The sequence below is a fragment of the Streptomyces sp. NBC_01465 genome, from assembly GCF_036227325.1.
Classification (GTDB): domain Bacteria; phylum Actinomycetota; class Actinomycetes; order Streptomycetales; family Streptomycetaceae; genus Streptomyces.
In genome coordinates this window covers 6,916,059-6,933,650 of the sequence record NZ_CP109467.1, presented here as the reverse complement: position 1 = coordinate 6,933,650, position 17,592 = coordinate 6,916,059, and the positions used below count along the sequence as shown (strand labels likewise).

At 68.7% G+C, this 17,592-nt stretch carries 17 protein-coding genes and 1 pseudogene; 9 read left to right on the top strand and 9 right to left on the bottom strand.

Annotated features, from left to right (window positions below; translation table 11 throughout):
• The first annotated feature begins 3 nt into the window (after positions 1 to 3).
• The gene (locus OG707_RS32525) at positions 4 to 2,163 is read left to right on the top strand and encodes a hypothetical protein (RefSeq protein ID WP_329124716.1); all 2,160 of its coding nucleotides are present in this window, start codon (positions 4 to 6) and stop codon (positions 2,161 to 2,163) included.
• 54 nt (positions 2,164 to 2,217) lie between these two features.
• On the opposite strand, the gene OG707_RS32520 is transcribed toward OG707_RS32525, so the two are convergent.
• From OG707_RS32520 to OG707_RS32510, 3 genes are read right to left on the bottom strand one after another with little or no spacing between them, the layout of a single operon-like run.
• Positions 2,218 to 3,744 (bottom strand): ABC1 kinase family protein, encoded by a 1,527-nt coding sequence (locus OG707_RS32520; protein ID WP_329124714.1) that lies wholly within the window; start codon positions 3,742 to 3,744, stop codon positions 2,218 to 2,220.
• Positions 3,741 to 3,998: a hypothetical protein gene (locus OG707_RS32515; RefSeq protein WP_329124713.1), complete on the bottom strand. Its 258-nt coding sequence runs from the start codon at positions 3,996 to 3,998 to the stop codon at positions 3,741 to 3,743. The genes OG707_RS32520 and OG707_RS32515 overlap by 4 nt, the downstream gene beginning before the upstream one ends.
• A 29-nt stretch (positions 3,999 to 4,027) precedes the next feature.
• Positions 4,028 to 5,437 carry an oxygenase MpaB family protein gene (locus tag OG707_RS32510; protein ID WP_329124711.1) on the bottom strand — a complete coding sequence of 470 codons (1,410 nt, stop codon included), beginning with the start codon at positions 5,435 to 5,437 and terminating at the stop codon, positions 4,028 to 4,030.
• A gap of 222 nt (positions 5,438 to 5,659) precedes the next feature.
• Between OG707_RS32510 and OG707_RS32505 the strand changes: the two genes are divergently transcribed.
• The 5 genes and pseudogenes from OG707_RS32505 to OG707_RS32485 all read left to right on the top strand — a co-directional run bounded on the left by OG707_RS32505 (position 5,660) and on the right by OG707_RS32485 (position 8,011).
• A complete protein-coding gene (locus OG707_RS32505; protein ID WP_329124709.1) occupies positions 5,660 to 6,469 on the top strand; it encodes a squalene/phytoene synthase family protein in 810 nt (269 codons plus the stop codon).
• Positions 6,470 to 6,487: 18 nt separating this feature from the next.
• A pseudogene (locus OG707_RS32500) lies at positions 6,488 to 6,583 on the top strand (GXWXG domain-containing protein); the annotation flags it as partial.
• Positions 6,557 to 6,703 carry a DUF4334 domain-containing protein gene (locus OG707_RS32495; protein WP_329124708.1) on the top strand — a complete coding sequence of 49 codons (147 nt, stop codon included), beginning with the start codon at positions 6,557 to 6,559 and terminating at the stop codon, positions 6,701 to 6,703. The pseudogene OG707_RS32500 and the gene OG707_RS32495, both read left to right, overlap by 27 nt.
• 69 nt (positions 6,704 to 6,772) lie before the next feature.
• The gene (locus OG707_RS32490) at positions 6,773 to 7,390 is read left to right on the top strand and encodes a peptidoglycan DD-metalloendopeptidase family protein (RefSeq protein WP_329124706.1); all 618 of its coding nucleotides are present in this window, start codon (positions 6,773 to 6,775) and stop codon (positions 7,388 to 7,390) included.
• Positions 7,391 to 7,396: 6 nt separating this feature from the next.
• Positions 7,397 to 8,011 (top strand): peptidoglycan recognition protein family protein, encoded by a 615-nt coding sequence (locus OG707_RS32485; protein ID WP_329124704.1) that lies wholly within the window; start codon positions 7,397 to 7,399, stop codon positions 8,009 to 8,011.
• On the opposite strand, the gene OG707_RS32480 is transcribed toward OG707_RS32485, so the two are convergent.
• A complete protein-coding gene (locus tag OG707_RS32480) occupies positions 8,008 to 8,559 on the bottom strand; it encodes a TetR/AcrR family transcriptional regulator (RefSeq protein ID WP_329124702.1) in 552 nt (183 codons plus the stop codon). The genes OG707_RS32485 and OG707_RS32480 overlap by 4 nt on opposite strands.
• An 82-nt stretch (positions 8,560 to 8,641) precedes the next feature.
• Here OG707_RS32480 and OG707_RS32475 point away from each other — a divergent pair, with 82 nt between their 5' ends.
• Genes OG707_RS32475 through OG707_RS32465 form a run of 3 tightly spaced genes read left to right on the top strand, consistent with a single transcriptional unit; the run spans position 8,642 to position 10,562 of the window.
• The gene (locus OG707_RS32475) at positions 8,642 to 9,583 is read left to right on the top strand and encodes an aldo/keto reductase (protein ID WP_329124700.1); all 942 of its coding nucleotides are present in this window, start codon (positions 8,642 to 8,644) and stop codon (positions 9,581 to 9,583) included.
• Between the two features lie 8 nt (positions 9,584 to 9,591).
• A complete protein-coding gene (locus tag OG707_RS32470; RefSeq protein WP_329124698.1) occupies positions 9,592 to 9,903 on the top strand; it encodes a DUF2316 family protein in 312 nt (103 codons plus the stop codon).
• Between the two features lie 32 nt (positions 9,904 to 9,935).
• A complete protein-coding gene (locus OG707_RS32465; protein ID WP_329124696.1) occupies positions 9,936 to 10,562 on the top strand; it encodes a hypothetical protein in 627 nt (208 codons plus the stop codon).
• Positions 10,563 to 10,634: 72 nt separating this feature from the next.
• Here the strand turns inward: OG707_RS32465 and OG707_RS32460 are convergent, their stop codons facing one another.
• The 5 genes from OG707_RS32460 to kdpA all read right to left on the bottom strand — a co-directional run bounded on the left by OG707_RS32460 (position 10,635) and on the right by kdpA (position 17,586).
• On the bottom strand, positions 10,635 to 12,212 hold the full coding sequence (locus OG707_RS32460) for a CBM35 domain-containing protein (RefSeq protein WP_329124694.1): 1,578 nt from the start codon (positions 12,210 to 12,212) through the stop codon (positions 10,635 to 10,637).
• Between the two features lie 160 nt (positions 12,213 to 12,372).
• Positions 12,373 to 13,059, bottom strand: a complete 687-nt coding sequence (locus OG707_RS32455) for a response regulator (protein WP_329124692.1) — start codon at positions 13,057 to 13,059, stop codon at positions 12,373 to 12,375.
• Positions 13,060 to 13,150: 91 nt separating this feature from the next.
• The gene (locus OG707_RS32450) at positions 13,151 to 13,816 is read right to left on the bottom strand and encodes a potassium-transporting ATPase subunit C (protein ID WP_329124690.1); all 666 of its coding nucleotides are present in this window, start codon (positions 13,814 to 13,816) and stop codon (positions 13,151 to 13,153) included.
• Positions 13,817 to 13,822: 6 nt separating this feature from the next.
• Positions 13,823 to 15,925, bottom strand: a complete 2,103-nt coding sequence (gene kdpB / locus OG707_RS32445) for a potassium-transporting ATPase subunit KdpB (protein ID WP_329124688.1) — start codon at positions 15,923 to 15,925, stop codon at positions 13,823 to 13,825.
• The gene (gene kdpA / locus OG707_RS32440) at positions 15,922 to 17,586 is read right to left on the bottom strand and encodes a potassium-transporting ATPase subunit KdpA (RefSeq protein WP_329124686.1); all 1,665 of its coding nucleotides are present in this window, start codon (positions 17,584 to 17,586) and stop codon (positions 15,922 to 15,924) included. Before kdpA ends, kdpB begins: the two co-directional genes overlap by 4 nt.
• Positions 17,587 to 17,592 lie beyond the last annotated feature (6 nt).

Sequence of the window (17,592 nt, the reverse complement as noted above, 5' to 3'; positions counted from 1 at the left end):
CCGATGCGGCACCTACGGATCCTGACCGAGGCAGCGCTGGCTGCCGTCCTGCTCGCCGGTACGCTCGGCGCCCCTTCCGCGGGCGCATCGGAGACCGCGCCACCGGCTCCCGTGCCTGGCCCTGTGGCCGTGCAGACACCCCGGCTCACGCTTGTCACCGGTGACGAGTTCACTGTGGCGGACGGCCCCTTCGGCCGGAAGACGGCCACCCTGCTGCCCGCCCCGGGCGAGCCGGTCCCCGCACTGGCGATCAACACGGACCTCGCCGGGAACACGTACCAAGTCCCGGAATCCGCCGCCCCGTTGGTGGCCTCGGGCGTCCTGGACCGCGAGCTGTTCAACACCAGCAACCTTGCCGCGCATCTGTCCGGCGACGGACGCATCCCGGTGAGCATCGCGTACGCGGACGGGGCATCGCCCGCGGCGATCCCCGGCATCACCGTGTCCGGGGGGACGAGTTACGTCACCGACGCCGGCGATCTGGGCGCCGCCCTGCGCCGGGAGACCTCCTCCGGGCACACCGCGGAACTCTTCGGCTCGGTCAAGCGCATCTCCTACGCGGGCCCCGCGGCCGCCGAGGCCCCGGACACGAGCACCCCCGCCGGCGAGCCCACGTACCCCCTGCGCGTGAAGGTCGTCCGTGCGCCGGGCGCCAAGATGTTCCTCGACGTGCAGCTCTACAACGTCGACGACTTCCTGGCCGGCGGCACCGGCTCCGCCGACGTGGGCGCCGACGGCTACGCCGACTTCGGCGAGGTCCCGGCCGGGCACTATGCGGCGGTGGCCAGGGACGCGGTCTACGACGCCGACTACAAGACCACCGCGAACTACCTGGGCGACGTCGAGATCACCGTCGGCGCGGACGGTCCCGTCTCCGAGCCGGTCATGGACTTCAGCTCCGCCGTACCGGTGCAGATCAAGACCCCGCGGCCGGCGAAGCTGCAGAGCTACACGGCGTTCATGAGCCGGGGCGACCTGAAGTTCTTCGCCGTCCCGGTCTTCGCCGCCAGCGGCACCGCCCCGCTCTACGTGACCCGAACCGGCACGCCCGGCCCCGGAGTCTTCAACCTCAGTGTCACCGCGACGCTGAACGGCGACGACTACGCGTACCGCCTCAACTTCAACGACCGTGACGGCATCCCGCTCGACGCCACGACGGAGACCCTCCGGGCCCGCACCGCGGATCTCGCGACCGTCGACACCCGGTACGCGGCCGACGAGGACGCAACGGCCACGGCGACGATCGTCACCCAGACCTGGAAGGACCGCTGGTTCACCACCGCCGACAACTACGCCACCGTGACGGTGCCTTCGCGCCGCACCGAGTACTGGTCGGCGGGCGAGACCTTCGGCCGGATCACGGCCACCTCGTCGGCCGTACGCACGGCCAGATGGCGCACCTACGCACCGGGCGCCCACAGCAGCGACGACTGGGGCGGCTCCCCGATCGGCCACGGACCGCAGTGGGACTGGATCCCGTGGAACACGGCCACCTGCCTGGCCTGCCGCAACGGCAATCAGCTGACTCTGGTCCTGGACCCCGAGCACGACAACGGAGAGGGCCATCTCTACAGTGCGGGCGGCATCACCGGCGCCCATCTGAAGATCAGCGCCGATGATCTGGTGATCCACGAGAGCGACCAGACGCTCGGCGTCGTACAGCAGCCGGTGCCCAAGCCGGAGGCCACCTACCGCATCGCGTACGAGACCGAGCGCGCCGGGGCCAGGACGTCCACCCGGGCCCGCACCGAGTGGACCTTCCGCCAGGCGCGGCCGACCGAGGACACCGTCGACCGGAGCAAGGCGTACTGCTTCACGAGCGAAGCCTGCACGGCGCTGCCGCTGCTGGATCTGCGGTACGACCTCGACACCGATCTCCACAACACCGTCAACGGCCGTGTCGCCACAATGGAGTTGACCGTCTCCCAGCTGGGCATCGCGCAGCAGACGGAGGCGGCCGGGGCGAGAGTCGAGGTCTCGTACGACGGCGGCGCCACCTGGCACAGGTCCCTCGCCGTCAGGACCGGCACGAACCGGTTCCATGCGCTGTGGCTGCAGCCGTCGTCCGCCGCGGGCACCACGCCCGCGCTCCGGGTGACCGCGTCCGACAGCGCGGGGAACACGGTGACGCAGACGGTCTGGGACGCCTACCGGGCCGGCTGACACGGAGACCGCCGGGCAGGGCGCACCAGGCCCTGCCCGGCCGGTCCACCGTGATCAGGCGGGCCGTGCCGGGCCCGTCAGTCTGCGCACTCCCCAGACCGCCAGGCCCGCGGCAACGACGGGGGCCACCCGGCGGGTGAGGATTCCGTTGCCGTCGCTGCCCATGCCGTGGCCGGGCAACAGGCCGACACGCATGGTGAGTTCACGGTTGGCCAGATCCCGCAGCAGGGAACGGAGCTGGTCCACCGTGGAGTTGCCGGCCACGATGAGCTCCAGTACGCGCCGAGCCGTCTGTTCGCGGGAGAGCAGATCGCGGGCGAGTTCCACCATGACGTCGGTGAGGGCGTCCTCGAAGACCTCAAGGGCGGACAGTTCGGGGGCGATCCTGCGTACGGAGCCTTCGATGTTCGTGATGGATTTGCCGAGCATGCCGATCATCGGGCTGGTGCGGATGCCCCGCTGGGCGGCGCAGCGCAGGACGTGGGTGAGCGCGATGCCGAAGTCGAGGTCCTCCAGCGCCGCGGCGGTGATCAGGGGGACGAGCCGTGTCATGTCCTCCTGGAAGCCGAGGAGGTCGGCGAACGGGGTCGCCCGGCCCATCTCGGTCCAGGCCGAGGCGAGACCGCGGGCGTCGTTCTGGGCGAGGCTGGTGAGGACCATGACGCCCAGCGAACCCAGGTTCCGGTCGATGCGGCCCACCATGCCCCAGTCGATGAGCGTGGCGCCGTGCTCGGGGTGGACGAAGATGTTGCCCGGGTGGGGGTCGGCGTGGAACATCCGCTCGACGAAGTAGCCCCGGTACATGAAGGTCAGCAGGTCGCTGCCGATCCTCCGGCGCTGTTTGTCGGAGAACGCCGACAGGTCGGCCTGGTTGAGCGCCTCTCCCGGGGCCAGGCTCTGCAACAGGACCTGTGGTGTGGCGAGATGGACGTCGGGGACGTGAATTCCCTTGAAATCGCGGGCCATTCGCCGCCCCTGCGCCATGTGTTTGGCCTCGGCGGTGAAGTCCAGTTCCGGCTGCATGCAGTCGAAGATCACCTGGAGTGTCGCCTCGATGTCGAGGACCGCTCCGATACGCGGCACCGCGCGGCCCGCGATCCTCGCGCCGCGGCGCAGATAGGCCATGTCGGCGTAGACGCGTTCGCGGGTGCCGGGCCGCTGCACCTTCAGTACGGCGGTGCGGCCGTCGGCCAGGACCACCCGGTAGACCTGGGCGAGCGAGGCGGAGCCCAGCGGGGACGCGGTGTCGATCTCCCGGAACATCTCGCACCACCGCGGGCCCAGCTCCTGCCGCAGCACCGGTTCGAAGACATGGAACGGCTCGCAGTGCACGGAGTCCTGGAGGCCTGCCAGTTCCCGCAGTACGGCATCGGAGACGACGTCCGACCGGGTGGCGAGGATCTGGCCCACCTTGACCCAGAAGGGCCCCAGGGTCTCGATCGTCTCGCGGATACGGCGGGCCCGCCGCTGCTGACGTGCCAGTTCGGCGTGTTCGACACCGATCCGCTCCCGGGAGGAGAGCACGTCGGAGACGAGCAGGGTCATCAGGTGCGCCACCTTGCGGTTGCGTCCGGCGCTCACCTCGTTCCCCCGTCGCCCAGCAGGCCGAGCAGACCGCCCTCCTTCGGCAGACAGTCCGCGACGAGGCGCAGCACCAGGTCCATCGTGCAGTCGGCGCCCGTCGTCTCGTGCCGTACGCGCAGCCGCTCCCCCGCCTGCAGCCGTGCCCGGAACTCCTCCTGGCCGACGTCCTTTCCGCCGTCCTCCGTGTCGAGCAGACGGCCGTCCCGGGTGCGCAGCAGCACGTGGAGCGGCCGGGGATCCTCAGGTGTCACGGTGTCTCCCTCCGGTGGTGGAGCCGTGCTCAGTCGCGGCCGAAGAGCCGCATCGCAGCTTCGGCGTCCCCGCGTACGGCGAAGAACTCGCCCAGTGCGCCCAGGAATTCGTCCTTGGTGATCCGCCCGTCACCGTCGCTGTCGATTTCCCCGAACCCCCGGTCGGCGTCGGCCGGATGCATTTTCGCGCCGAAGATGCGGCGGTACTCGGCCTGGTCGAGATGGCCGTTGTGATCGCTGTCGGCCGCGTCGAACACCGCGCCCATGGCCTGCGCCAGACCGGCCTGCAGTGCCTGGGGCGTCCCGTCGGGGCCCGGCAGGGTGCCGTCCGTGAACTCGGCCCTGGAGATACGGCCGTCGCCGTTCACGTCGAGCGCGGAGAGCTCGGCCCACCACACGTCGAAGGCGTCGTAGACGCGCTGCTCCGCCCGGTCCTCGAGTTCGAGGGGCCAGCACACGCTGCGCACCATCGCCTGCAGATCCTCGCGGGTGACGAACCCGTCGCCGGTCTGGTCCAGGACGTCGTCGAAGAAGCTGCCGACCCGTTCCGCACGCGAGGCGGGGCGCTGCCTGGGCACCGGGCCGCGCTTGCGGGCCGTACGCGGCTGGACGGAACGGCCGGCGAGGGCGGCCGCGGCCGGCGGCAGGAAGCGCCGCCGCACCGGCTGGGTGGCGAGGGACCAGCGGGCCGTGCGGTGCACGAGCCACGACAGGGCGCGGTCCCGGCGCCGGGCGGTGAGGCGGAGCCTGCGGCGGTACGCATCCGGCAGATCGGCCCGCAGTACGGAACCCATCACGGCCGCGGCGACGGCGCGCAGCACCTTCCAGAGGGGCGCCGGGATCCAGGCCAGCCAGGGCGGTGCGTGGACGGAGGCGTAGACGGCGCCGAGGAGGTGGCGGACCTCCCCGTTGTCTTCCAGGGCCTCGTCGAGCATGGAGGCGTAATAGCTGTGGTACTCCGTCAGATCCTGTGGAACGGCACTGCTTTCGATGCCGAACGAGACGACGATCGGCCGCCATTCGGCATACAACTGCGCCTCGTCGGCCGCCGAAAGCGGTCTGCCGCCCAGTCGCTCCATGGACACCATGGCGTCGAAGAGGGTCATGGCGATCCAGGTACGGCTCGCATCGTCCAGGCCGTCGTACGGCCGCCCCTGGTCGTCCGTGCCGTTGATGTGCCGGTGGACCCGCCGGATACGGGCGAATTCGCGGGCCCGGGTCTCCGGGTCGCCGTAGGTGAGGCGCTGCAGGCTCTCCAGGGTGAGTTCGAGCCGGCGCAACGGCCGGGTCCGGTAGGTGGAGTGCCGGGCCAGGGCCGCTCCGCCGGCGGGCAGGGCGGCCTCCAGGACCAGCGCCCGGCCGGTCACGAGCAGCATCCGCCGCTGCCCGAGCAGCTTCCAGCACAGCGAGCCGGGTCCGGGAAGCTCATGTTCACTCACTCGATGCCTCCACAACGTCGATTTCCACCGGCAGACTCCCTGTTCCATGAACTCCACAAACATGGAAATGCCGCCCGCGTACGAGAACAATCAGATCGAGCGACGCACGACTCTGTAGATTTCCACCCCTCTGCCGCCTGGAGATTGCCGGTAATTCCCGCTGGGTAAGCAACGCCGCAGAGCAGCGAGTTCATGCCGTTGTACGATGCGAGATGGATGGACATGTTCGACACGCAAGTCATCGAAACACTCAAGAACACAAGCAGGACTTTCTTCCTGCCGATCATGCGCCTTGACGGGCAGTTGCGGGACACGGTCGCGGCCTATTACCTCGCCAACCGCGCCCTTGACCAGATCGAGGACCACCCCGGCCTTTCCGCCGAAGCGAAGGTCGGCCTGCTGCGCGGAGCGAGCCGCCTTCTGCAGCAAGAAACGTTCACTCGGCACGACACCGACCGGCTGTTCGATCCGTACCTGGCCCAACTCGAGCCCGTCACCCGCAGCTTCCACGACTGGTCCGTGCAACTCCCGCCGCGCGACGTCGCGCCACGCCTGTGGGACTCTCTGGCCGCGCTCGCCGACCGTATGGCCGACTGGGTCGAGGACGGGTTCCGTATCAACGACCAGGCTGACCTGGACCGTTACACCTTCGCCGTGGCGGGTTCCATCGGGATCACGCTCTCGGACCTGTGGACCCGGCACGCCGGCGTCGTCACGCCCCTCGACGGGGCGGTGGCCTTCGGGCGTGCCGTCCAGGCCGCGAACATCGCCTGGAACCACGCCGACGACCTCGAGCGGGGAGTGGACTTCTACCCCTCCGGATGGTCGACCGGCGACATGTGCCGCTACTCCCGCAGGCACCTCCCCGGAGCGGACGACTACAACCGTTCCCTTCCCGCGGGCCCCATCAAAGACTTCTGCTCGCTCACCCTGGACATCTGCCGGACCACGCTGGCCTCCATCGAGGACGGCACTCCCATGAACCGGGCGACCATCGCCGGACTGGCCGAGCAGTACACCCCGGCGCAATAGGCGCGCACCAGCCGTTTCCGAACCGGCCATCAGATGAACGGCCGGCTGAGTGGGGTCAAATGGTACGGGAAATCCTTCGACTCGCTCATGGACGTCAAACCGCTCATGTGCCGTGACGCCGACGGAGATCTGTACTTCAAGAAGGTCGACGGCGCCACACTCATGGGCATCATGAACGGAAAGGGCGTCCTCGACCAGGGCCGGCATTTCTACTTTGTCCTCGACCGGGCCTGACAGGGTGCGGATCAGTCGGCCCGGCACCACAAGATGCGAAAAGGGGCAGGTCACGGTTTCAATGAACGTATGACTGGACCTTGGAGCATGCCGGTGGCATCGGGGAGGGTCACCGCGAAGTACAAGCAGCCAGGGGGCTGGGCGGCCGGGTTCCACACCGGAGTCGACTTCGGCGTACCGACGGGAACCCCGGTGGCCTCGGTCGGCCCCGGGACCGTGGTGACGGCCGGTGACCAGGGCGCGTACGGCAACTGTGTCGTCGTGCAGATGGCCGACGGCCGGTTCACGCTCTACGCCCACCTCAGCAAGGTCGACGTCCGCGTCGGCCAAGGGGTCGCCGGCGGGCACCGGTTGGGCCTCTCCGGGGCGACGGGCAATGTGACGGGGCCGCATCTGCACTTCGAGGCGCGCACCGCCAACAACTACAACTCCCATACGGATCCCATGGCTTACCTCAAGGGCCACGGCGTCGGCGGGAAGGCCACGGCGAAATCCGCCACGGCCAAGAAGGCCGCGCCGAAGAAGGCCCCGGGGACGTACACGGTGCGCTCCGGCGACACTCTGGGCGCCATCGCGCAGGCCACGCTCGGCAGCGCGAGCCGCTATCCGGAGATCGCCGCCCTCAACGGCATCGCCGACCCGAACCTCATCAAGGTCGGGCAGAAGCTCAAACTCCCCGGGAAGTAGGCCCAGTTGGCTGCCCCGCTCTCCGCCGACGCCTTCCTCGCCGCGCTCACCGGCGAGGGGGTCAAGGTCGTCGAGTACGACGGCTGGCGCACGCACAACCGGAACAGCAAGGGGGCCTGGGGCCCGGTGAACGGCGTGATGGTGCACCACACCGTGACGCGCGGCACCGACGCCACGGTCAAGCTGTGCCGCGAGGGCCGCGAGGATCTCCCCGGGCCGCTCTGCCACGGCGTGATCGCCAAGGACGGCACGGTGCATCTGATCGGGTACGGCCGCGCCAACCATGCGGGGCTGGGCGACTCCGCGGTCCTGGACGCGGTGGTCGCGGAGACCGCGCTGCCGCAGGTCGGCGAGGCCGTCACCGACGGCAACCGGCACTTCTACGGCTTCGAGTGCGAGAACCTGGGCGACGGCAAGGACCCCTGGCCCGCCGCCCAGATCGAAGCGATCGTGCGCACCTCGGCCGCGCTGTGCCGGGCGCACGGCTGGGGCACGACCGGCGACACGTCGGTGATCGGCCATGCGGAGTGGCAGCGGGGCAAGATCGACCCGTTGGGGCCGGGGATCACGATGGCGGGCGTCAGGCGCGACGTGGGCGCGAGGCTCGCGGGCCGTGCCTAGGCCCGCAGGGCGTCGACCACCAGATCGAGGATCGGGCCGATCTTCTCCGGGGTGTCGATGGCCGCCGTGGACAGGAACACCCCGAGCAGCATGACGGTGACGTTCTCGGGGTCGATGTCCGCCCGCAGCGTGCCGGCGGCCGCCCCCTTCTCCAGAATCGCCGCGATGGCGGCGGTGATCCGCTCCCGGGTGGCCGGGGTCGCGATGGCCCCCGAGGCCCAGCCCGCACGGAGGGTCTCCCCCATGCCGCGCTTGGTCGCGTGGAACGCCGCGTAGCGGTCCATCCAGGCCCGCAGGGCGGCCTCGGGCGGGAGTTCGGCGAGGAGCGCGGTCGCGCTGGAGACGACGTCGTCGAGCTCGGCGGCGTAGACGGCCTCGACGAGGGCTTCGCGCGTCGGGAAGTGCCGGTAGAGCGTGCCGATGCCCACGCCGGCCTCGCGGGCGATGCCTTCGAGGGTGGCGGCGGTGCCGTCGGTCGAGGCGAAGGCGGCTCCGGCGACGGCGAGGAGTTTGGCGCGGTTGCGCTGAGCGTCGGCACGAGCAGTCAAAGCGGAGGCCCTCCGTTTAGTGTTACGGTCGAAGTAACGGAGTCCCTCCGTTTAATCCATCGTCGCACAAGACGGGTCTGCCATGACGTCCTCCGCACGATCCCCCCAGTCCACGGCCACCGGCGCTCCCCGGGCCGGAGGCCCCGGCACGCTCGCGGGCCGCACCGTCTCCCGTATCGGCTTCGGCGCGATGCAGCTGGAGCGCCTGCACGACGACCGGGACGCCGCCGTCGCGCTGGTGCGCCGCGCCGTCGAGCTGGGCATCGACCACATCGACACCGCCCAGTTCTACGGAAACGGCTTCGCCAACGAGGCGATCCGCGAGGCGCTCCGCCCGGACGACGACGTCATCGTCGTCAGCAAGGTCGGCGCCGAACCCGACCCCGACGGCCCCCTCCCGCTCCGCCTCGCACAGCGCCCCGAACAGCTGCGGGCCAGCGTCGAGGACAACCTCAAGAGCCTCGGCCTCGACCGGATCCCCCTGGTCAACCTGCGCCGCACGGACACGGGCCCCGGTCTGCGCGCCGAGGGCGACCAGGTGGTCGGCATCGACGACCAGCTCGCGGTGATGACCGCACTGCGCGACGAGGGCAAGATCGGCGCGATCGGCCTGAGCAGCGTGAGCCTTGAGGTGCTGCGCCACGCACTCCCGGCCGGGATCGCCTGCGTACAGAACGCGTACAGCCTGGTGGCCCGGGACGACGAGGACATGCTCACGCTCTGCGGCGAGGAGGGCATCGCCTGGGTGCCGTACTTCCCGCTGGGCAGCGCATTCCCCGGCATGCCCAAGGTCACGGACGAGCCGGCGGCCCTGGCGGCGGCCCATTCCCTGAACTGCACCCCGGCCCAGATCGGCCTGTCCTGGCTGCTCCACCACGCCCCGAACGTGCTGCTGATCCCGGGCACGGCGAACGCGGACCACCTGGCGGCGAACGTCGAGGCAGGCGCGCTGACCCTCGACGCCGCAACACTCGCGACGCTGGACGCGGTGAGCACGCGCCCGGGAGACATCACCTTCGAATAGGACGATCCATGTCACTCAACGCAACCGAACGCCTTCGAACGAGCGAGGAGTTGAAGACCAATCTCAGGCTCTCGGGCCTGACACCCGGGGAAGCAGCAGCGGACCTGCACTTCACACCCCGGCGACTGCGGGACGCGCTGGACGCATCGTCCGATCCGGCAGACGTATGGCAACTGCGCGACTACCTGGAACACGCGGCGAGGGACGCGGGCCAACACCCCACGCCCTACACGGTACTCACGGATCGCGCACGCCTCCTGGCCCGCGCCTGGTTCTCCCTGCGCAAGGCACCCCGCCACGACTTCACCGCGCCCTCGTAAAACCGATTGACGCAGGTTGCACAATTTTCGTCATGGGGACGGATATCAGCGGCATGATCGAATGCCGCGCATGGCATCTGCACGAGGATGAGGACGAGGAATCGGTCTGGCGGGCCGCCGTCGACCTCTTCTTCCTCAACATCAACAGGGACTACGACGCGTTCGGCTGCCTCTTCGGAATCCGCAACTACGCCAACTTCCGTCCGCTGGCCGCGGATCGCGGACTGCCGATCGATGTGTCCGAGGCTGTTCGTGCCGACTTCGCCCGATGGGAGCAGTACCAGCCGTACGGAACCACTTGGATCACCTGGGCAGAGCTCAAGGCGGTCGACTGGGACGAGCCCGCGGAAAAGACCGACAGCCGGATCCACATCTACCGACAAACCGCCGACGGGCTGACGCTGACGGGAAAGTCCAGCTGGAGTCCCTGGTTCGCCCAACATGCCGGACTCCCCGATCGGATACCGGGCGACGCCGAGGCATGGCCCGAGGGGAGCGAGTGGCTCATCGGTGACACCCTCTACAGGTTCGAGACGATCCGTCGCCGGGACGCCGTTCGGGAATCCGGCGACTGGACGCCGGTCTGGACCGTCATGGAGGCCCTCGCCTCGCAACACGGCGACGACAACGTCCGGCTGATCGTCTGGTTCGACAACTGAGGGCGCTTCAGGACCGCGTCCGGTCCGTCCTGACGAGCAGGACGGACCGGCGCGGAGGTGTACAGGGCCCGGCTACGGCGTGACGACCTTGCCGCCGAACGTCACCGCGAGGTGGCCGTCCGAGGCGAAGGACCAGGCCAGGGCGCCGGCGTACGAGGAGCACCGGGATCCGTTCGTGCCCGACCAGAACTGGTTCGAGCTGTCGGCGTCGCCGACCGTCTTGTCGTTCGAGCCGGTGACCGCGAAGCGGCACGAGGTGTTCGTCCGGAACACCGAAGTCCCGGCGTCGAACGAGTAGTTGCGCTCGGCGTTGTCGATGCTGGCGTTGTTCGAGATGGCCATCTTCCCGGGGTTGCTGTTGTACGTGAACCCGTGATGGCCGTTGCCGAACGCGATGCTGTGCTGGACGGTGTGGTTGACCGCGATGTCGTCGCCGCCGAGCTTGTAGCCGTTGCGGTCGCCGTTGGAGTTCACGGTGCCGTCGGAGAGCGTGCCGTTGTTGTACGACAGCGAGTACTCGATGGTCACCGGGCCGATCGCCCCCGTGTCCGTCTTGGTGTAGAGGTCCCAGCCGTCGTCGATGTTGTTGTGCGAGACGTCGTACCGGAAGACGTTCCCGGTCCCCGTCGTGAGCTTCGCCGCGAAGCCGTCCGCGTCCTCGCCGTCGGAGTCCGCGTTGTCGTGCGACTCGGCGCTCACGATCAGATTGTTCGACGGCCACTGCGAGCTGGGGGTGGTGGAGGCGATCCGGCCGAGTTGAAGACCCGAGTCGTGGTTGAAGCGCGTCACCGTGCGCTCCACCACGTTGTTGCTGCCGCCGACGTAGATCCCGTTGTCACCGGCGTGCTCGACGACCAGACCGTAGAGGTGCCAGTACGAGGCGTTCAGCTGGAGTCCGCGGTTGGTCGAACTCTCGCTCTGCGCCGAGAAGTTGAGGACCGGGGTCTCGCCCGGGTAGGCGGACAGGGTGGTGCGGGCGGCGGAGGTGCCGTCGCTGCCGACCGGGACGGTGACCGTCGAGGAGTAGTTGTACGTTCCGCCCCGCACGTAGATCGTCCCGCCGGGTGCGACGCGGCTGATCGCGGAGGGCAGCGTCGTCGGGGCGGCCTGCGTTCCGGCCGCGCTGTCGCTGCCGCCCGGCGCCACGTACAGCGCGGTGCCCGACGGCGGTGTGGTGCCGGTGGCCACCTCGACGTCGAGGCTGTCGACGTCGGGCAGTCCGTTCACGCTGGTGGGGTTGAACCGGATGGTGTTGCTGCCCGCCTTCACCGGCACCGTGAGCGTCTTCGCGGTCCAGGTGTCCCACGCGGCCGTGCCCTCGAACGACGCCGACGCGACCGTCGATCCGTTCACCACGACGTCCGCGGGCCGGGCGGTGGTGGTCCCGTTGCTGAAACGCACCTGAAGCGTCGCGGTGCCCGCGGCACTCGCGTTCACGGTGAACTGGGCATACGCACCAACGGCGTTGTTGCCATTGCAGAACCCGCTGCCGGAGTAGCCGGTCCAGTTGGAGTCGATGGTGCCGGTGCAGACGGCCGGCGAACTCTCGGCCTCATAACGGGTGGACGCGGCCTGCGCCGTCGTGCCGGGCAGGGCAACTAGCGCTCCGGCCAACAGGCCGGCACATGCGAGGGCGGCTTTCAGTTGCATCGTTCGCCTCCATGGCGGTTCGACTGCATGAACGAGCTGCGCGGGTGGGTATCAGCTTCAGGGCGAGAAAGCCCTTTCTTCGGACACTAAAGGGTCGCCATGGGCACGTCAATGGTTATAGATGTGAACAACGTTCCCGTACATGATTCCTGACGTGTCGTCAGAGTTCGAAGCGGTAACCCATCCCCGGAGCAGTGATGAGATGCCGTGGATGCGAGGGGTCCGCTTCGAGCTTGCGCCTCAGCTGGGCCATGTAGACGCGGAGATAGTTGCTCTGCGTCCGGTAGCCGGGACCCCAGACCTCCTCCAGGAGCTGGCGCTGGCTGACGAGGCGGCCGCGGTTGCGGGTGAGGACCTCGACCAGGTGCCACTCGGTCGGCGTGAGCCGGACGTCTTTGCCGCCGCGCCTGGCCTTCTTGGCGTGCAGGTCCAGCGTGAAGTTCTCGGTGGTGACGATGCCCGTCCCGCCGTCGGACCGCGTCGCGGGTGCGGTGCGGCGGGTGGCCACGCGCAGGCGGGCGAGGAGTTCGTCCATGCTGAACGGCTTGGTGATGTAGTCGTCGGCCCCGGCGTCCAGCGCCGCGACCTTCTCGTCGGAGGTGCTGCGCGCGGAGACCACCAGGACGGGCGCCCGGGACCAGCGGCGGAGCGTCTTCAGTACGTCGAGGCCGTCCATGTCCGGCAGTCCGAGGTCGAGGAGCACGGCATCGGGTGGGTTCTCGGCGGCCAGTATCAGTGCGGTCTCCCCGTCGGACGCGGCATCGACGACGTACTTCCGCGCCCTGAGATTGATCTCGAGCGCCCGTACGAGCTGTGGTTCGTCCTCCACCACCAGCACCCGGGTCATCGGTGTGCCGCCTTTCTGTTGTGCGGAGGGGCGGGAGCCGGCGGCCAGGGTGTGCCTGGCCTGCCGGCTCCCGCCCCTTGCTGTAACGCGGTCACTTCTGCAGCAGGTCCTTGAGCGCGATGTTGAGCTTCAGGACGTTGACCGTCGGCTCGCTCATGAAGCCCAGGAGGCGGCCGCTGGTGTTGTCGGCGACGAGCTGGTCGACCTGGTCCACCGTGAGGTGGTTGAGTGCGGCGATCCGGTGGATCTGGATCTTCGCGTACTCGGGGGAGATCGCCGGGTCGAGACCCGAGCCCGAGGAGGTCACGGCGTCGGCCGGGACGTCCCCAGGCTTCACCGTGTAGCCGTTCACCGAGTTGTCCTTGACGACGGCGGCCTTGGCGTCGGTGACCCACTTGATCAGGTCGGCGTTGTCACCGGAACGGTTCGTGGCGCCGGACAGGATCAGCTTGTACTGAGTGTTGACGCTGTTGGAGCCGAGGCCGTTGGAGGGGCGCGGCTGGAACCACTTGAGGTCCGCGGCCGGGGTCTCCTCGCCCTTCTTCAGCGGGAGGTTGTAGGTCTGCCCGATGAGGGAGGAGCCGACGACCTTGCCGTTCTCCTTGATCTCGGAGCCGTTGGCCTTGTTGCTGAACGCGGCCTGGGCGATACCGGTGACGACGAGCGGATAGATCACGCCGCACACCACGGTCAGGACGAGCAGGGCACGGAGCCCGGCCCAGAGCAGGCGGCCGGCGCCGCTCACAGAGTTGTTCATGGCAGATCAGCCGATTCCGGGGATGAGGGAGATGAGCAGGTCGATGATCTTGATACCGATGAACGGGGCGATCAGACCGCCGATTCCGTAGATCGTGAGGTTGCGCCGGAGCATCTTGTCGGCGCTGGTCGGCTTGTACTGCACGCCCTTCAGGGCCAGCGGCACCAGCGCGATGATGATCAGCGCGTTGAAGATGACGGCGGACAGGATCGCCGACTCGGGGCTGGCCAGGTGCATGATGTTCAGCTTGTCGAGGCCCGGGTAGACCACCGCGAACATCGCCGGGATGATCGCGAAGTACTTCGCGACGTCGTTGGCGATCGAGAAGGTCGTCAACGCACCACGGGTGATGAGGAGTTGCTTGCCGATCTCGACGATCTCGATGAGCTTGGTCGGGTTCGAGTCGAGGTCGACCATGTTGCCGGCCTCCTTCGCGGCCGACGTACCCGTGTTCATCGCGACGCCGACGTCCGCCTGGGCCAGCGCGGGCGCGTCGTTCGTACCGTCACCGGTCATCGCGACGAGCTTGCCACCGGCCTGCTCGCGCTTGATCAGCGCCATCTTGTCCTCGGGGGTGGCCTCGGCGAGGAAGTCGTCCACGCCCGCCTCCTCCGCGATCGCCTTGGCGGTCAGCGGGTTGTCACCCGTGATCATGACGGTCTTGATCCCCATGCGGCGCAGTTCGTCGAACCGCTCGCGCATGCCCTCCTTGACGACGTCCTTGAGGTGGATGACCCCGAGGATGCGGGCGCCCCGCTCGTCCTTGACGGCGACGAGCAGCGGGGTGCCGCCGGCCTGGGAGATGGTGTTGGAGAGGGTGTCGGCGTCCTCGGACACCTCGCCGCCCTGCTCCTTGACCCAGGCGATGACCGAACCGGTCGCGCCCTTGCGGACCTTGCGGCCGTCGACGTCGACACCCGACATACGGGTCTGTGCGGTGAACTCGATCCACTCGGCCTGCGTCAGTTCGCCCTGGTGGCGCTCGCGCAGCCCGTACTTCTCCTTCGCCAGTACGACGATGGAGCGGCCCTCGGGGGTCTCGTCGGAGAGCGACGAGAGCTGGGCTGCGTCGGCGACCTCCGCCTCGGTCGTTCCGCGTACGGGTACGAACTCCGAGGCCTGGCGGTTGCCCAGGGTGATGGTGCCGGTCTTGTCGAGCAGCAGCGTGGACACGTCACCCGCGGCTTCAACTGCCCTGCCGGACATGGCCAGTACGTTGCGCTGAACCAGCCGGTCCATGCCCGCGATGCCGATCGCGGAGAGCAGAGCCCCGATGGTCGTCGGGATCAGGCAGACCAGCAGCGCGGTCAGCACGATCATCGACTGCTCGGCGCCGGCGTACGTCGCGAAGGGCTGCAGGGTGACAACCGCGAGCAGGAAGACGATGGTGAGCGAGGCGAGCAGGATGTTCAGCGCGATCTCGTTCGGCGTCTTCTGCCGGGCCGCGCCCTCGACGAGGGCGATCATGCGGTCGATGAAGGTCTCGCCGGGCTTCGTCGTGATCTTGACGACGATCCGGTCGGACAGCACCTTCGTACCGCCCGTGACGGCACAGCGGTCGCCGCCCGACTCCCGGATGACGGGGGCCGATTCACCGGTGATGGCCGATTCGTCGACGCTCGCTACACCCTCGACGACGTCACCGTCGCCGGGGATGATGTCTCCGGCCTCGCAGACCACCAGGTCACCGATGGTGAGCGCGGTGCCGGGCACCTGCTCCTCGACGCCGTTCTTGAGGCGGCGGGCGACGGTCTCGGTCTTGGCCTTGCGCAGGGTGTCGGCCTGCGCCTTGCCACGGCCTTCGGCGACTGCCTCGGCCAGGTTGGCGAAGATCGTGGTCAGCCAGAGCCAGGCGGCGATCGCCCAGCCGAACCAGCTGCCCGGGTCCTTGATCGCGAAGACCGTGGTCAGTACGGACCCGATCTCGACCACGAACATCACGGGCGACTTGACCATGACGCGCGGGTGGAGCTTCCTGATCGCGTCCGGGAAGGACTTGATCAGCTGCTTCGGGTCGAAGAGCCCGCCGCCGACACGGCTGCCGGCTTCCGGCTTGTGGCCCGTGGGTGCGTCCTGGTGGGGCGCCCGGGCCGGAGTGAGGGTACTCATGACGCCAGCCCTTCAGCGAGCGGTCCCAGCGCGAGCGCGGGGAAGTAGGTGAGACCGGTGACGATGAGGATGGTTCCGACGAGGAGCCCGGTGAACAGCGGCTTCTCGGTACGGAGCGTTCCTGCGGTGGCGGGGACCGGCTTCTGCTCCGCGAGCGAGCCGGCCAGCGCCAGGACGAAGATCATCGGCACGAAGCGGCCGAGGAGCATCGCGAGACCGATCGTGGTGTTGAACCACTGGGTGTCGGCGTTGAGCCCTGCGAAGGCCGAACCGTTGTTGTTGGCGCCCGAGGTGTAGGCGTACAGGATCTCGGAGAAGCCGTGCGCACCCGAGTTGGTCATCGAGTGGCCGGGGGTGGGCAGCGCCATCGCCGCGGCGGTGAAGCAGAGCACCAGCGCCGGGGTGATGAGGATGTAGCAGGCCGCGAACTTGATCTGGCGGGTGCCGATCTTCTTGCCCAGGTACTCCGGGGTACGGCCGACCATCAGACCCGCGATGAACACCGCGATGATCGCCATGATCAGCATTCCGTAGAGGCCGGACCCGGTACCACCGGGTGCGATCTCGCCGAGCTGCATGCCGAGCATCGTGATGCCGCCGCCGAAGCCGGTGAAAGAGGAGTGGAAGGAGTTGACCGCACCGGTCGAGGTGAGGGTGGTCGCGACCGAGAAGATCGACGATCCGGGGATGCCGAACCGGGTCTCCTTGCCCTCCATGGCGCCGCCGGCGATGTCGAAGGCCGGGCCGCCGTGGTGGAACTCGGTCCACATCATCAGCGCGGTGAAGCCGACCCAGATCGTCACCATCGTGGCGAGGATCGCGTAACCCTGCTTGATCGAGCCGACCATGCGGCCGAAGGTGCGGGTCAGCGCGAAGGGGATCACGAGGATCAGGAAGATCTCGAAGAGGTTCGAGAAGCCGTTGGGGTTCTCGAAGGGGTGGGCCGAGTTGGCGTTGAAGTAGCCGCCGCCGTTGGTGCCCAGCTCCTTGATGGCCTCCTGGGATGCGACCGCGCCGCCGTTCCACTGCTGCGAGCCGCCCATGAACTGGCCGACCGAGTGGATGCCGGAGAAGTTCTGGATGGCGCCGCACGCGACCAGCACGACGGCGGCGATCGCCGCGATCGGGATGAGGATGCGGACGGTGCCGCGCACCAGGTCGGCCCAGAAGTTGCCGAGCTCACCGGTGCGGGAGCGGGCGAAGCCGCGGACGAGGGCCACCGCCACGGCGATGCCGACGGATGCCGAGAGGAAGTTCTGTACGGCAAGACCGCCGGTCTGTACGACGTGGCCCATGGCCTGCTCGCCGTAGTACGACTGCCAGTTGGTGTTGGAGACGAACGACGCGGCGGTGTTGAACGCCTGGTCCGGGTCGATCGAGGAGAAGCCGAGCGAGCCGGGGAGCGAGCCCTGGATGCGCTGCAGCAGGTAGAGGAAGAGGACGCTCACCAGGGAGAAGGCGAGGACACCGCGCAGATAGGCGGGCCAGCGCATCTCGGTGGAGGGGTTGGCGCCGATGGCCTTGTAGATCCACTTCTCGACCCGGAGGTGCTTCTTCGAGGAGTAGACGCCGGCCATGTAGTCGCCGAGCGGACGGTATGCCAGAGCCAGCGCGACGAAGAGCGCGAGGAACTGCAGCACACCAGCGAGGACGGGGCTCATCAGGGC

Coding starts and splice junctions, on each gene's coding strand:
- OG707_RS32490 (WP_329124706.1), top strand. CDS start 6,773: ATGACTGGACCTTGGAGCATGCCGGTGGCATCGGGGAGGGTCACCGCG.
- OG707_RS32495 (WP_329124708.1), top strand. CDS start 6,557: ATGGACGTCAAACCGCTCATGTGCCGTGACGCCGACGGAGATCTGTAC.
- kdpB (WP_329124688.1), bottom strand. CDS start 15,925: ATGAGTACCCTCACTCCGGCCCGGGCGCCCCACCAGGACGCACCCACG.
- kdpA (WP_329124686.1), bottom strand. CDS start 17,586: ATGAGCCCCGTCCTCGCTGGTGTGCTGCAGTTCCTCGCGCTCTTCGTC.
- OG707_RS32470 (WP_329124698.1), top strand. CDS start 9,592: ATGTCACTCAACGCAACCGAACGCCTTCGAACGAGCGAGGAGTTGAAG.
- OG707_RS32450 (WP_329124690.1), bottom strand. CDS start 13,816: ATGAACAACTCTGTGAGCGGCGCCGGCCGCCTGCTCTGGGCCGGGCTC.
- OG707_RS32465 (WP_329124696.1), top strand. CDS start 9,936: ATGGGGACGGATATCAGCGGCATGATCGAATGCCGCGCATGGCATCTG.
- OG707_RS32475 (WP_329124700.1), top strand. CDS start 8,642: ATGACGTCCTCCGCACGATCCCCCCAGTCCACGGCCACCGGCGCTCCC.
- OG707_RS32460 (WP_329124694.1), bottom strand. CDS start 12,212: ATGCAACTGAAAGCCGCCCTCGCATGTGCCGGCCTGTTGGCCGGAGCG.
- OG707_RS32455 (WP_329124692.1), bottom strand. CDS start 13,059: ATGACCCGGGTGCTGGTGGTGGAGGACGAACCACAGCTCGTACGGGCG.
- OG707_RS32525 (WP_329124716.1), top strand. CDS start 4: ATGCGGCACCTACGGATCCTGACCGAGGCAGCGCTGGCTGCCGTCCTG.
- OG707_RS32505 (WP_329124709.1), top strand. CDS start 5,660: ATGTTCGACACGCAAGTCATCGAAACACTCAAGAACACAAGCAGGACT.